Here is a 14,112-nt window from a genome sequence, read left to right as displayed (position 1 = left end):
TTTGGAAATACATTTACCTGGAAAGGATTTGAGCTGAACTGCTTCTTCTCTTACTCTGCCGGTAATAAAATCTACAACGGTGCAAAAGCAGCCATGTATAGCTACCTGGGAAGTGGATCTGGTGCTAACAACGTATATAACCTTTCCCCTGAGTTGATGGACTACTGGAAGACGCCAGGTCAGCAAACAGCTATTCCTGCGTTAATCAATGGTTCCAACTATGCGCAGGTGGGCTTTGGTACCTCGTACGACTATACGCTGGACCGGAAAAGTTCCCGCTTCCTGGAAGACGCTTCTTTTGTGAAACTGCGTAGCCTGCTGCTGGGATACAATTTCAAATCCCAGCAACTGAAAAGCATGAAAATATTTAGCGCCCTGAAATTATATGCAGAAGTAAACAACCTCTTTATCCTGACAAAGTATTCAGGGTTGGATCCGGAGGTGAGCGCATACGGCTCCTCTGCATTGAATATGGGATTTGATGAGCTCACCATGCCGTCTCCACGTACCTGGAGAGTAGGTATTAAAGCATCTTTCTAACATTATAAACTGAGCTGGATATGAAAAAATATACATACCATATAAGCCTGTTTAGCTTGCTGCTGGTGATGAGTGCCTGCAGCAAACAACTGGATCTGAAGCCGGAAGGCACCATGGTGGAATCGGAATTGCTGAAAAACCAACAAACTACGGAAGGCTATCTGGGCAGCACTTACCTGAGCATGATGGAGGCCGTAGCAAGCGACAATTACCTGGTGGGTGATGTGACCGCAGGTGTCGCTACTACCTTCGATCAGAATATCATTAAAGGTACCATGGATCCGCGGGATGACAGGTATTCGGCCATATGGTCCCTGCCTTATGCCACCATTAACCAGTGCAATGTGATCATTTCCCAGTTGCCTAAATATGGACAGTTTGACAAAAACAAACAGGCCGTGTTCATCGCAGAGGCCCGGTTTATACGTGCCTATTGCTACATGGCGTTGCTGCGTCTTTATGGCGATGGCGCGCTCGAAAACAAACCGGAGAATATGGGGGTGCCACTGCGATTGGAATCTTTTGATGGATATGATGGTTCACAGGATGTACCAAGGGCTGCTAACGGCGAAGTATATACGCAAATACTGAAAGACCTGGATGCGGCTATTCCTGATCTGCCGGCAAACCGTGGCGACGCCCTCAGCCAGGGCAGCAGGGCCACCAAAGGAGCTGCTAACGCCCTGGCAGCAAGAGTGTGTTTGTATAGTCACGCATATGATAAAGCGGTGACCTATGCACAGGCCGCCTTAACGGGAAATGTATATCACCTGCAGCCAACCTTCTGGGATCTTTGGCCGGACAATTATGTCAGCAGCCAGGGTAGTTATCCGATCAGCAGCGAAATATTATTTGCCTTCCCGGAAAGTTTCAACAAAACATCCCGGTACAATGATAACAACGGCATCTATTACGTATATGGCTTCAGTGAACCGATACCGGACTTTCTGAATACCTATACCGTTGGTGATGAGCGCCGCGATAGCCTGATGCTGTTTCATGATCCTATCATGCGTAAGTTTACCGATCAGAATATCCGCGACAACGTACCCATGATCCGTTTACCGGAAGTAATGCTCACATTGGCCGAAGCCATGGCACAAACCAAAGGTGTGAACGCCACTTCCGTTGATTTGTTGAACCAGGTATTCGCCCGCGCCTATACGAAAAATGGACCGCCTAAAGTATATACCACCGCCGACTTTGCTACCCCGGCCGCACTGGTTACCAGGATACTGCAGGAGCGCCGCTGGGAACTGGCTTTTGAAGGATTTGCCCGCTACGATGCCATCCGCAGTGGTCAGGCTCCTAACCCGCAATTGCCTGCCAATCGCTATGCATGGCCCATCCCGCAGCATGAAATAGATATTACTAAGGGCCTGATTAAACAAAACCCAGGCTATTAATCATACGGAAACTCAAATAAATGCAAATGAAAAAAATCACGACCGTCATTTCAGCCACTATGATCTGCCTCGGTAGTTATGCCCAAACCCAGCCACAGATTACATTACAGGGCACCATTACCGGCGACCTGAAAGGACACAACAAAATGTATATCTATTCCCGTACCTATAATGACTCTGCCATCATTGAGAACGGTCATTACACGTTTAAGATTCCGTTTAAAGAGCCGGTACTCCTGATGCTGCTTCCGGAATATATCTTAGCAGAGCGACAAATGTACCGGCCGTTCGGTATCCTGATGGATAAACCGGTCACCTATACCGTTACTACTGATAAGACAAAAGGATTGGATGCGTCCACCATAAAAGGAAGCGAAGCGGTAGAGCTATTGCAGGTGTATGATAAACAAAAATCCGCTGCATGGCAAAGCATTAGCGCGGAATTGAAAAAAGAATACGGCCAGCCCTGGATGGATGAAAAAGATCCCCGCTATGCCGCATTTGAAGCAAAGCAAACGGCCCTGCAACAGCAATACCTGGTACCTTTACTGCAAAAGCTGGTGAAGGAACATCCTAACTCCTTCGCTACAGTATTCAGTTTGGGAGGAGCAAGAGAGCTAATGAGCCCGGAACAACAGGAACGACTATACGCTGGTTTATCTCCCGAAATGAAAAAAACAAAGGAAGCCAAAGAATTCCAGGAGTTCACACAAGGACTCAGAAATTCAGCCGTAGGCAGGAAAGTGAATGATTTTACCCTGCCTGATGAAAAAGATCAGTCGCTCGCCTTTAACCAATTCAAAGGCAAATACGTACTGATCGACTTCTGGGCCAGCTGGTGCGGTCCCTGCCGGCAATCGTTTCCGCATATGCGCGAAGTGTACCAACAGTATAAAGACCAGAACTTCGAGATCTATAGCATCTCCATCGATAAAAGTAAAGCCGATTGGCTGAAAGCAGTAGGTGTAGAAAACAATCCCTGGAAACAGGCATTGGATAACATCAATATTGCCGGCAAAGGTTTCGCTATCACCGGTGTACCCACTACCTACCTGATCAGCCCCGAAGGCACTATCCTGCTGAAGGAAGTAGGCTTTAATCCCGATGGCAGCGGCGAAATTGAAAAGAAGCTGGCAGCCCTCTTTGGCGGCAAAGCAAATGCAGCTGGAAAACCAGCCAAAGAAGAAGGTAAAACAATAGAAGCGACACCTATGGTACCAATGGTACCCATGCAATAATTAAAACATACACATTCAAATGAACAAATACCAAAACAAATTAGGCGGTATGCTGTTGCTGGTGGCGGGGATTACTTCCTCCGCCTCCGCTCAGCAGGCAAAGAAGTTCATTACCGTGAGCGGTAAAATCAAGTTCCCGCCTCCGGCAGAACAACAGGCGAAATTCCCGTTCCTGGTGCAGAAACAGGTAGGCGATGACCGCGTTACCATAGATACCATTCACCTGAAAGCAGATGGTACCTATAGCGTGAAAATAGATGCTACCCGCCCTCAGTTCTATGTCCTCAATGAGTTTGAAGAAGACAGGCTCACCATCTGGGCAGGCAAAGACAACCTGAAAATTGATTTCCGCGGTGAGGACACGGCAGTGATGAAAATTAAGAATCCTCCTTACGTGTTCATTGAAGGCAGTACCGAAAATAACCTGATTAATGAGGTGAATTTTATCAATCACCGCAACTATCAGAACATGATCGAAATAGGTCAGTTGCAATACAAAGCCTCCCTGACAAAGGACACTGCGCTGGAACGGGCTTTGGGAGAACAGTTCAACTGGCTGTTTAAGGATATGGGCGAACGTATTAAGCTGGTAATAAGAATGAATCAGCATACCCCGGTCCTGATGTATGCCCTGGATTACCTGCACCCTGTCAGAGACAAAGCACTGATCTTGTCTGAAATTAGCCGCCTGTCTAAAGAATATCCATGGCTGGCAGAAGCTAAGGAGAAAAAAGTGAATATGGAGAGACAGGAAGCCATTGAGAAGAAAAAAGGTGTAGGCGCTATGGCGATGGATTTTACACAAAACAATACCGCCGGTAAAGCTGTCAAACTATCTGACTATCGTGGAAAGTATGTGCTGCTCGACTTCTGGGCCAGCTGGTGCGGTCCTTGCCGTGCGGAAAATCCAAATGTGCTGGATAACTACGAAAAGTACCATAGCAAAGGCTTAGAGATCCTCGCCGTATCGCTCGACGACAAAAAAGAAAACTGGCTGAAAGCCATTAAAGATGATGGTCTGGAATGGGCGCATGTAAGTGACCTCAAAGGCTGGAAAAATGCAGTAGCAAAAGAATACGATATTCGCGCAGTTCCCAGCAATTTCCTGATTGATAAGGAAGGAAAAATCGTAGCAGTAGACCTCCGTGGAGAAGAACTGACACAGAAGCTGGCGGAAATTTTTGGTAAGTAATTAGAATCACCTGTAATGTTAGATGTTATGAAAAAAGTATGGACACTGTTGTTAATCTGCTGTAGCACCGCTGCTATGGCTCAAATGCAGGCTGCAAAAAAAATCATTCCTGATTATACGCACGAAACATTTATTAAGGCATCGCCGGTAAAAATATGGCGCACCGTCCGCAACCTGCCGGAGGTAAAGGATTATTCCAATGGAACGATCAAAGACGTGCAGATTGTTACGGAAGGTGAAACCCGCTACCGTGATATCACGTTTACGGATAATCGTAAACGCCACGATATCATTGACCAGGTAAATGAACAGTACAAATTTTTTGTTTTCAGTATCGTATCTCCTTTGCCTGCCGGTATTACCCATGCCACAGTAACTGCCCTCGTAGAATCCTTGCCCGACAAGGAAGATACTTCTGTAGTAAGATGGGGTATTATGCTGGAAGGAGATAGAAAGAACCGCAAACCACTGGTAGACACGCTTTCTGCCGAGATTGCCAACTATGAAGCCGGCCTGAGGAAGCTGCTGGAATAGCGATTTTTTGTCTTTGTTCAGGATTATACTGATTTTGATGATTTCCCCGATTTTTTGTCTTTGTTCAGGATTATACTGATTTTGATGATTTTCTCGATTTTATTTTTTCAGGATTAAAAAGATTAGAGAAGATTTCAGCGAAGTTATCCGCTAATATCTTCTCTAATCTTTTTAGTCCAATAAAATCATAAAAACAAAATCGGGAAAATCATCAAAATCAGTATAATCCTGAACAAAGACAAAAAATCGGGGAAATCATCAAAATCAGTATAATCCTGAACAAAGACAAAAAATCGGGAAAATCATCAAAATCAGTATAATCCTGAACAAAGACAAAAACTCGCGTATCTTTGCGCCTTACAAAAAAAGGCATTATGACCCGGCAGCACAAAGCATTTCTTTTTGACCTGAATGGCACCATGATCAATGATATGGAATATCATCTCGAAGGATGGTATAACATGTTGAACAAACTGGGCGCCAATCTTCCGAGGGAAATAGTTAGGAGCCATATGTATGGCAAAAATGAAGAACTATTGGTGCGTGTTTTTGGTAAAGATCATTTTACCGCGCAACAGATGGAAGACATCGCACATGAGAAAGAAGTCCTGTACCAGGAAGCATTCCGTCCCCACCTGGAACTGATAGCCGGATTGCCCGCTTTTCTGGAAAAGGCCGCCACCGCCCATATCCCCATGGCCATAGGCTCTGCTGCCAACACTTTCAACATCAATTATGTATTGGATAACCTGGATATACGCCATTACCTGAAAGCAATAGTAAGCGCGGATGACGTTGCCACCAGCAAACCCAATCCGGAAGTATTCCTGAAATGTGCTACCCTGCTGGGCGCGGCACCTGCCGATTGTATCGTGTTTGAAGATGCGCCGAAAGGAGTAGAGGCCGCTTTAAATGCAGGTATGCAGGCAGTAGTGCTAACCACTATGCATACACGTGAAGAGTTTGCACAATACAACAATATCATCGCTTTTGTAGCCGATTACACCGATCCGGTGTTGCAACAACTGTTTGCATAATCACGGAATATTGCAATATAATTTCCTAATGTCAACAGGGTACCATAAATTGCCGGGTTATATAAATATATTGCTGGTATGACACGTTATTCAGGGCAATCAAGAATGCTGGTAGCAGTGGATTGCATCATTTTCGGTTTTGACGGGGAAGAGTTAAAGCTGTTGCTGATCAAACGCGGATTTGAACCGCTGAAAAATAAATGGAGCCTGATGGGCGGATTTGTGCAGGGGGATGAAAGCTTTGAAACCGCCGCTGCCCGCGTACTTAACAAGCTTACCGGTCTGGAAGGGGTGTACATGGAACAGCTGTTTGCCTTTGGTGAACCTGCCCGTGATCCCGTGGAACGCACCGTATCCATTACCTACTTTGCCCTGATAGACATCAACCAGTACAAACTGCAGATCAACGATGAATACCATGCAGAATGGATTGCACTCGGTAAACTGCCAGACCTCATCTTTGACCATACCGAAATGGTGAAGATGGCCCAGGAAAAGCTCCGCTATAAAGCCGCTATACATCCCATTCTGTTTGAACTGCTGCCCCTGAAGTTTACGATCCCACAACTGCAACTGCTATACGAAGCCGTATACGACGTAACGTTCGATAAACGTAATTTCAGCCGCAAAGTATTGTCAACCGGACTGCTGATCAAACAGAAAGATAAAGACAGACTCAGTTCCAAACGCGGCGCCTTCTACTTTAAACTGGATAAACGTAAATACAACGCTAAGTTCAATGCGTTCCTGAATTTCGTAACAGATCCAGGAAACCTGCGTTGAAACAGCTGTTAGCTATTAGCTTTTAGCTTTTAGGAAAATGCAGCGAAGATATTCTCCGCTGCATTTTCCTAAAAGCTAAAAGCTAACGGCTAAAAGCTAAAAGCTAACGGCTAACAGCTGTTTCTATCCATATCCTGCCACTCACCGGCGTATAATTCAACATCACATTTCCCTGACTTTCCGGCCCCATTTGCGCAGCATCCTGGAACTTGGTGCCTATCGGTGCGATAGCGCTCATGAAGCCGATATCGCCGGCTGGAAAAGCCGGCGTAGTATTGTTGTTGCCGGCTCCTTTAGGTGCCTGCGGACGGAATACCTGTAAAAACGTACCCTCGTTACCGATATAGAAGGTGAGGTCCGATGCCGCGGTATGAAACGTAGCCCGGTATACGTTGGCATGATATCCCTTAAACTCAGGATATTCCCAGCTTTCACCGGTGACGGTATTGTTATATGCCTTGTACCAGCTGCCAAACTGCTGCCCCTGTAACCTGTTTTTCCATACCCGGTAAGGCCCTTCACCAATCCAGCTAAGCCCCTGTACCTGTTCTTCCGGATAGCGGAAAGTAATGCCGGTAAACGGCGTTTCTCCCTTTATGCTATAGCTGTAGTCCAGCTCCGCTGGTAAGCCACCCCGCCGGAAAACCCATTGTAATTGCAGGAAACCGTTGCCTTCATATTTTACGGTAAGGGTACCGCCGCCGCCTTTATTTTCCTGCCAGCTGAATTGCTTCAGCTCCTGCTGCACGCCCGCCAGCACCGGTCCACCGCCGAGTGAAATCTTTCCTTTAGGAGTAAGGAGTTGCAGCAATTGCCCGGAACTACGACTGAAATAGTATACTTCGTTTACGTTGTCAACGATCAAAGTATCACCACTGTTGCCGGTGGTAACACCCCGGGCCCCCAAAGAAACCATCCCAGAAGCCGCTTTGGCGGGCGACTGTAATGGCCAGCTCCGCGTAATGATCTCCCGGCCATACGGGTCGGTCGCCGTGATATAGAGTGCATCTGCCTGCCGCCATCCTTCCGGAAGGGCTAACTGCAAAAAGCCTTTGGTATGTGGCCCGAGCTCAGGTGAGGTAATCTTACCTCCGGCAATAGTATCTGCTGTATTATTTTTTCCGGGAGATGGGAACCGCAGCAGCTGCCACCGGAACTGGCACTGGGCCAGGGAAGTGTAGTCATAACGGTTTTCTATCGGCACCCGGCCATTGAATCCGGTAGATATAACGGGCAGGGATATATGTACCGGCGACCAGGTGGATTTGATCGCATAAAAGCTGCCTTCTTTTTCCCGGTGTGGCCCTACAATGCCATCTGGCGCATGATTTCCGTCGGTATCGATAATGCCGTTTTTGTCGGTACGCACCAATCCTTCATCGGCAAAGGCCCAAAGGAAGCCCCCTGCACAACGGGGATGCTGTAGCATCCGCTCCCAGAAATCAGGTAATCCTGCTCCCATACCTCCATCATACAAACCATGCATGAATTCTGTAGGCATCAGAATATCCTGATCGTATAAGCTGGAATTCACCAGGTAGTTGAAGTTGGGATAGTGTTTGGTGTCCAAACCATTAAATCGTTCCCAGGGATGCAGTACCGGCCGTTGTTGCGGATCGTATAAAGCATAGTCGCCATCCAGTGCCCGGTTAAAGCCGCCTTCATTGCCGTTATCCCAGAAAATAACAGACGGATGGTTCACATCTCTTTCCACCAGCTCCCGAACCAGCTGATGGCCCACCACCGTATCATAAGCCGCCTGCCATCCCGTGAGTTCATCCAGCACAAACAATCCCAGCGAATCGCATACCTCCAGGAAATGCTCATCCGGCGGATAATGCGACATCCGCACGGCATTCATGTTCATATCTTTCATGAGGTTTACATCCAGTACGCTGATGTCTTTACTCAGCGTACGACCCGATTCCGGCCACGCACTGTGACGGTTCACGCCCTTCAGCATTACTTTGGTATCATTTACGTATATGCCATCCCGTTTCCTTACTTCTATGGTCCGGAACCCAAAGGGCTGCGTCACACTATGAATAACACGGGCGCCGTTTTTAATCTGTACTACCAACCGGTAGCGGTTCGGAAACTCCGCACTCCAGGGAGCCGGATGAGGAATAGACTGATGCAGCGTATAGGTGTATTCGTTAGCTTCATTTCCCGCCTTATTGGCGGGAGAAGCACCGGCACTTGTGGTAACATTCACTGGTTCCTGCACCGCCTTTCCTTCCAGGGTAAATACCTGCGCACTGAGTGAATATCCCGCCGGCAAACGGTTGGTAAAGGTCTGTACGGAATAATCACCATTGGCAGCGGCATTGATAGCAATCCTCTCTATATGTACCAATGGCTTCACCTCCAGGTAAACGGGCCGGTAAATGCCGCCCAATATCCAGAAATCACCATTGCGCTCCGCCCTGTTCACCCCGGCATTGGCCGACATCTTACTCACCTTTACTTCCAGCAGGTTGCTGCCATTGCGTAATAAAGCACTGATATCATATTTGAAACGATAAAAGCTCCCCTGATGGATAGCGCCTGCCACGCGTCCGTTAATTTTTACTTCGGCATCCGTCATTACCCCATCAAAAACAATACTTACCTGCTGCTGCCGCCAGTTGGCCGGAGCTGCAAAACGATAACGGTAAATACCCTGTTCATCCGCTTTTACTTTATCATGGCCATAATTATACGCCCCAAAGCCCTGTTGTTCCCAGTTGGAAGGAACCGGGATGGTAGTCCATTGACCACTGCGCCGCCCGCCGGAACAATAAAAGTCCCATGTGGTAGTGTGATCTTTATCTGTGCCTGAAAGATAGAGCCGTTGGGTTTCCTGTGCAAACACTGCCTGCAGGCATAACATGCCACCAAGCAGCAAAAGTAGTCTTGCTGACATAACCGGAATTTTAAAATGCCTTTAAATGTAAAAAAGAAATGTGGGAAATTTTTGGGAAAGCGGAGGGGAACGCCTTCGGCGTTTGTCTTTATTCAGGATTAGACTGATTATAATGATTTTGCTGATTTTATTTCTGTTGAAGATAGATGCTAACTTCTGTTGAAAATGCTTTCAGGATTGTAAAAATCATTATAATCAGTCATCATATATTTATTAAAAAACAAAAAAGTAGCCAAAGCCAAAACCAAAACCAACTCCCCAAAACATCAAAATCAAAACCAAAATCAAACTCTCAAAACATCAAAACCAAAATCAAAAAAATCATTATAATCAGTCTAATCCTGAATAAAGACAAGCGCCGAAGGCGCTCCCCTCCGCCTCCTACAATCGGAAGCACCTGAGCATCTTCGCATGGATCTCATTATTTTCATACACACCGCGGAACAGGTTGGAATTAGGCCCATAAGCAAATACCATCACCGGAATACCGGTATGGTCGTTCGTGGCAAAGTGTCCACGCAACGTACCGCTGGCAATATCACCATCCATCAGGGCAAGACCGCTGGTTTCATGATCTGCAGTAACAATAACAGTGGTTTGTTTATCCTGATCAGCGAAACGCAGTGCCTCGCCAATGGTATCGTCAAAATCCAGCATTTCACGTACCAGGTAATCCAGGTCATTGGAGTGGCCACCATGATCTATACGGGAGCCTTCTACCATTAAGAAGAACCCTTTGCCCGAAGCATTGAGTTGTTGCAGGGCCTTTTTCAGCGCTGTTTTCAGGTAGTTACCGCGGCCATTGCGCATGGTGGTCACTACTTTATTACTCAGAATAACCAGGGTACGTTTTTTCGTAGTGGCGTCCCAGTTATCCAGGTTGTCATATAACTGTATCCCGGAACCAGCCAGTTGTGATCCGAAATCTTTGTCCAGTTCTTCGCGGCCACCACCTACTGCCAGCTGCAGCTTGCTGCTAAGTAATTGCTTATTCAGTGTATAGCTGCTGTCCCTGTCTGGTGTATGACCATAAAAAGAGGCCGGTGTAGCACCGGTAATTTCTTCCGTCACAATCACACCGCTCTGAATGCCTTTAGAGGCCAGTATTTCAGGGATTACGGGAATGGATACATAAGTGTTGTCCATGCCAATAGCCCTGTTATGGGTTTTTGTACCGGTACCCAGGGCAGAACCGCCTGCTGCAGAATCGGTGTGGTAGTTATCGGTAGACTGGGTTTTGGATAAGCCCAGTTGTTTCATCTGGAAAATATTCAGGGCACCTTTGTTGCCGGTGTAGCCGGCAAACATTTCTGCCAGCCCAGTACCATCGCCAATGAACAGGATCACATTTTTGGAGCGCACCTGCGTGGCATCAGAGGCATAGGTAGGCGTATATATCGGATGCACGGGCATATTGGCAGCTGTGTTACGGGCGGTGTTATGCATGATATCGTACAACTCTTCCGGATGATCGGTACCAATCCAGTCTACTCCCAGGTCCATCAGCTTGTAGTAGGTAGATCTGCTGGAAGGGGCGCCCCAGAAACGAAACGCATATCCCTGTTGATGTACCTGCTCTACTACCTGCGTCACTTTCTTCAACTCCGCCGGCACCAGTGTACCTTTACCATTCCAGCTGCTGTAGTTGTGAAAGTCCACACTCAACATGGCAATACGGGACTGTAACGCTGCCGGATATACGCTGTCGGGTCTGCCGTCAAAAAAGAAGATCGGATCAAAGGTAGGCCATGCCGTCATCGGAGGCAGGTTGCCGGAGATCACCAGCTTCACCGCCGCCGGGTTGGTACTTCTGTCGAAATATTGCCGGTAAGGCAATAACAACTCCTGCAATGCCCGCAAGGTAGGAGTGCCTTCCGTTTTAATATCTATCAGCAATTGCAAAGGGGAATTATCCGCATAGGGCTTGCCATTATACAGGGCAAACTGTCGCAGCACCGGCTGCAGGTACATTTCTTTAAATGTACGGAAAGGTTGTATGGCGCTGGCATCATGCGCTACATAGAGTATCCCTTCTTTCAGGTGTACATCTGCTTCAATAGACCCAAACTGTAAAGCCGCTGCGGCATAAAAAGGCGTCGCCCGCTCATAATCATTGTGAGAGTGCGCCGCCGCCATCGTATAGGGTCTTATTTGTGCATTTGCACTGGCTGCCAGCAATACGCCCGACAAAATGGAAACAAAATTCTTCATTGTATAGTAATTGCAGTTTCTCACTGAAAAAAAAGGATGATACCCTTCCTCCATTTTAAAGGGGGCAAAGGTAGTTACATTCATAGCGGCTATCCCTACGAGGGATGTTTATCTTTATGTTAATTGTCGCAATTAGAAAATCGATTTAGTTTGGCTTCCGGGAGCTAAGATATATTTTTTGCCGGCAAAAGAAAAGCAATGGAGGCAGAAGGTGATAGGCGGTAGAAAATCGTGAAAATTACAGGTTAAACATTACAGGTTGTAATGATGGAGTTACAGGCTAAACGAAGTGGCAATTAATGATGAAAATACGGATTAATCAGGACTTAAGAAAATTGTGGTACTACCCGTTAAACGTATCGGCAGGGAACCATCAGAGCGTAGGCCAGTTCTGTACCAGTTCTTTCAGCAGGTTTTGCCCTTCAGACCATTCCCCTAAACCGGATTCACTGTTAATATGGCCTTTGGCGCCGGCATTGACAAAACGGCTGCCCCATTTCTCCGCAAAAAAAGCGGCCCTTTCCAGGGAACAGTAAGGATCATTGGTGCTGGCCACAATAATAGTTTCAAAAGGCAACTTCACCAAAGGAATAGGAGCGAAGCCCGTGGCTACCCCCGGAAATGCCGGTCCTTCTGCATCTGCCGGAGCCACCAGTAATGCGCCCGTAATCGGGGTTTTACTTTGCCTGGCCCAATGTACCAATGCCATGCAGGCGAGACTATGCGCGGCAACAACCACCTGCGGCCCTGCGGCTTTAACGGCCTTTTCTATTTGTGCTACCCATTGTTCGCAGGCCGGCGTTTCCCAATCAGTTTGCTCAATTCTCTTTGTTCCAGGTATAGACTGTTCCCATAAGGTTTGCCAGTGTAATGGACCAGAGCTTCCCAGCCCCGGCGCGGTCAAAACTTTAATTTCCATGACATAGTCGCATTGTGTTTTGAAAGATAGTAAAAAGAATGACGAATAACGAATTAGTAGTGACGGATTTATGAAGAGCCGGGTTTGGACAGGGCTAGATAAAAAATAGCCGGAGCTAAAAAGCACCGGCAACTGGTAACAACCAAAACAGCATTGATTAATACTGAGTATTTTAATTATTGGTGATTATTCGTATAGATGCTCACTTTAAAGGAATGATAGTCGGCGTTAATCTTCTCACAAATTCTTATTGCTAAAAAAATAATTGCGAAGCTTTAGCCTTCCCAAAGATCTGTCATAGGAAAAAGACGATGCTGGATTTAACCTTCTCACAAATCTATCAGAGTAAAAAAAATCCCGGCGGAGAATTTCCGCCGGGGGCCATAAGTGGATTTTTAAAACATAAAACCTTTCCGCTTGAACAGCCAGATATTGCGCCAGCCATCGCCTTGCTGTACCAGCGTCAACTCATTTTCATTCAGCTTAACGATATGATAGGTGACGTTGTTGCCCCAGCTGATGTCCGCACCATTGATCTTTAAATTTTGTGCCAGCGTATCCAATGCAAAGAAACCATTAGTGGTAACGCCCTTGTGGGTAATCGCAAAATGCGCGTTGCCGTTCAGGTCAAATTTCATCTCATCATCAATCACCCCCTGATCTTTCAGACCGGCAGCGCCTACCGTCCACCATGCTGGCTTATCGGCATCGCCGGGACCATTGCCAAAACAATAACCGGTGGGTACGTCTACTGCCCATACCCATGTTTTACCGGCGGCACTGTTAGACAGCAGATCGTATAACTTACTGGAAAAGAACTTCGGATCATTTTCACTGATCTTCACTTTTACGGAATCTGTTTTCGGACCTCCGCTGCCATAAGCAGAATATTTAATGTAGAAGTCACCGGCAAAAGGTAATATCACCACGGCTTTGGTTTCCTTGGTCACACCAAAACCATAATCCCAGAAGGGGATCACTCCCTTGGTTTTGCTTTCCAATGTTACCTGGTTATCATAACCCGGCGTTTGTGTTACCGAGAAGTCCAGTTGTATGCCAGCCGGATCGGCGGGGGTAACCCGGTCTTCATAAGGACTGCAGGCGTTGAAAAATACGGCGGCTAATCCCAGTAAAAATATATGCAGACGTTTCATTTTCTTAATTTTTAAAGTGAACAATATCACCATCCGGTGTTTTGTTTGAGCGTACCGTTAGATAAGTTGATCTGTGTTTCCGGAATAGAAAACAAACCACCCGTCTCCGCGCGGAAACTGATATTGAAGGCAGGATCAGCTGCCGTATTGTCGATCGCCTGCTTTGCGGCGGCGGTTCCCTGACGCAGCAGGT

10 protein-coding genes and 1 pseudogene are annotated in these 14,112 nt (G+C 46.9%); 7 read left to right on the top strand and 4 right to left on the bottom strand.

Annotation, left to right across the window (positions count from 1 at the left end; all coding sequences use genetic code 11):
- From VIP81_RS24105 to VIP81_RS24075, 7 genes and pseudogenes are all read left to right on the top strand, one after another.
- Window positions 1-540: pseudogene (locus VIP81_RS24105) on the top strand (hypothetical protein); the annotation flags it as partial.
- Window positions 541-560: 20 nt separating this feature from the next.
- A complete protein-coding gene (locus VIP81_RS24100; protein ID WP_331967374.1) occupies window positions 561-1,946 on the top strand; it encodes a RagB/SusD family nutrient uptake outer membrane protein in 1,386 nt (461 codons plus the stop codon).
- A gap of 26 nt (window positions 1,947-1,972) precedes the next feature.
- Complete coding sequence (locus tag VIP81_RS24095) at window positions 1,973-3,184, top strand: TlpA disulfide reductase family protein (protein WP_331967372.1); 1,212 nt, start codon at window positions 1,973-1,975, stop codon at window positions 3,182-3,184.
- A 19-nt stretch (window positions 3,185-3,203) separates the two neighbouring features.
- Window positions 3,204-4,376, top strand: coding sequence for a TlpA disulfide reductase family protein (locus VIP81_RS24090; protein WP_331967370.1), 1,173 nt, complete (start codon window positions 3,204-3,206; stop codon window positions 4,374-4,376).
- A 27-nt stretch (window positions 4,377-4,403) separates the two neighbouring features.
- Window positions 4,404-4,910 carry a hypothetical protein gene (locus VIP81_RS24085; protein ID WP_331967368.1) on the top strand — a complete coding sequence of 169 codons (507 nt, stop codon included), beginning with the start codon at window positions 4,404-4,406 and terminating at the stop codon, window positions 4,908-4,910.
- Between the two features lie 374 nt (window positions 4,911-5,284).
- A complete protein-coding gene (locus tag VIP81_RS24080; RefSeq protein ID WP_331967376.1) occupies window positions 5,285-5,947 on the top strand; it encodes an HAD family phosphatase in 663 nt (220 codons plus the stop codon).
- A gap of 78 nt (window positions 5,948-6,025) precedes the next feature.
- Entirely contained in the window at window positions 6,026-6,730 is a 705-nt protein-coding gene (locus VIP81_RS24075; RefSeq protein WP_331967366.1) for an NUDIX hydrolase, read from the top strand.
- Between the two features lie 103 nt (window positions 6,731-6,833).
- On the opposite strand, the gene VIP81_RS24070 is transcribed toward VIP81_RS24075, so the two are convergent.
- The 4 genes from VIP81_RS24070 to VIP81_RS24055 all read right to left on the bottom strand — a co-directional run bounded on the left by VIP81_RS24070 (window position 6,834) and on the right by VIP81_RS24055 (window position 13,919).
- On the bottom strand, window positions 6,834-9,635 hold the full coding sequence (locus VIP81_RS24070) for a glycoside hydrolase family 2 protein (protein WP_331967364.1): 2,802 nt from the start codon (window positions 9,633-9,635) through the stop codon (window positions 6,834-6,836).
- 381 nt (window positions 9,636-10,016) lie between these two features.
- On the bottom strand, window positions 10,017-11,846 hold the full coding sequence (locus VIP81_RS24065) for an alkaline phosphatase (protein ID WP_331967362.1): 1,830 nt from the start codon (window positions 11,844-11,846) through the stop codon (window positions 10,017-10,019).
- Window positions 11,847-12,219: 373 nt separating this feature from the next.
- Window positions 12,220-12,765 (bottom strand): RBBP9/YdeN family alpha/beta hydrolase, encoded by a 546-nt coding sequence (locus tag VIP81_RS24060; protein ID WP_331967360.1) that lies wholly within the window; start codon window positions 12,763-12,765, stop codon window positions 12,220-12,222.
- A 395-nt stretch (window positions 12,766-13,160) separates the two neighbouring features.
- Window positions 13,161-13,919: a hypothetical protein gene (locus tag VIP81_RS24055; protein WP_331967358.1), complete on the bottom strand. Its 759-nt coding sequence runs from the start codon at window positions 13,917-13,919 to the stop codon at window positions 13,161-13,163.
- Window positions 13,920-14,112 lie beyond the last annotated feature (193 nt).

Origin of the sequence: Chitinophaga sp. (genome assembly GCF_036566945.1) — a bacterium.
In the GTDB taxonomy this organism is placed as follows: Bacteria; Bacteroidota; Bacteroidia; order Chitinophagales; family Chitinophagaceae; genus Chitinophaga.
Note: the sequence above shows the minus strand (reverse complement) of the source record. Positions and strands in the feature narration are given on the sequence as shown.

Bases quoted from the DNA above. Each gene is read 5' to 3' on its own strand.
- VIP81_RS24100 (WP_331967374.1), top strand. From the start codon at position 561: ATGAAAAAATATACATACCATATAAGCCTGTTTAGCTTGCTGCTGGTG.
- VIP81_RS24095 (WP_331967372.1), top strand. From the start codon at position 1,973: ATGAAAAAAATCACGACCGTCATTTCAGCCACTATGATCTGCCTCGGT.
- VIP81_RS24090 (WP_331967370.1), top strand. From the start codon at position 3,204: ATGAACAAATACCAAAACAAATTAGGCGGTATGCTGTTGCTGGTGGCG.
- VIP81_RS24085 (WP_331967368.1), top strand. From the start codon at position 4,404: ATGAAAAAAGTATGGACACTGTTGTTAATCTGCTGTAGCACCGCTGCT.
- VIP81_RS24080 (WP_331967376.1), top strand. From the start codon at position 5,285: ATGACCCGGCAGCACAAAGCATTTCTTTTTGACCTGAATGGCACCATG.
- VIP81_RS24075 (WP_331967366.1), top strand. From the start codon at position 6,026: ATGACACGTTATTCAGGGCAATCAAGAATGCTGGTAGCAGTGGATTGC.
- VIP81_RS24070 (WP_331967364.1), bottom strand. From the start codon at position 9,635: ATGTCAGCAAGACTACTTTTGCTGCTTGGTGGCATGTTATGCCTGCAG.
- VIP81_RS24065 (WP_331967362.1), bottom strand. From the start codon at position 11,846: ATGAAGAATTTTGTTTCCATTTTGTCGGGCGTATTGCTGGCAGCCAGT.
- VIP81_RS24060 (WP_331967360.1), bottom strand. From the start codon at position 12,765: ATGGAAATTAAAGTTTTGACCGCGCCGGGGCTGGGAAGCTCTGGTCCA.
- VIP81_RS24055 (WP_331967358.1), bottom strand. From the start codon at position 13,919: ATGAAACGTCTGCATATATTTTTACTGGGATTAGCCGCCGTATTTTTC.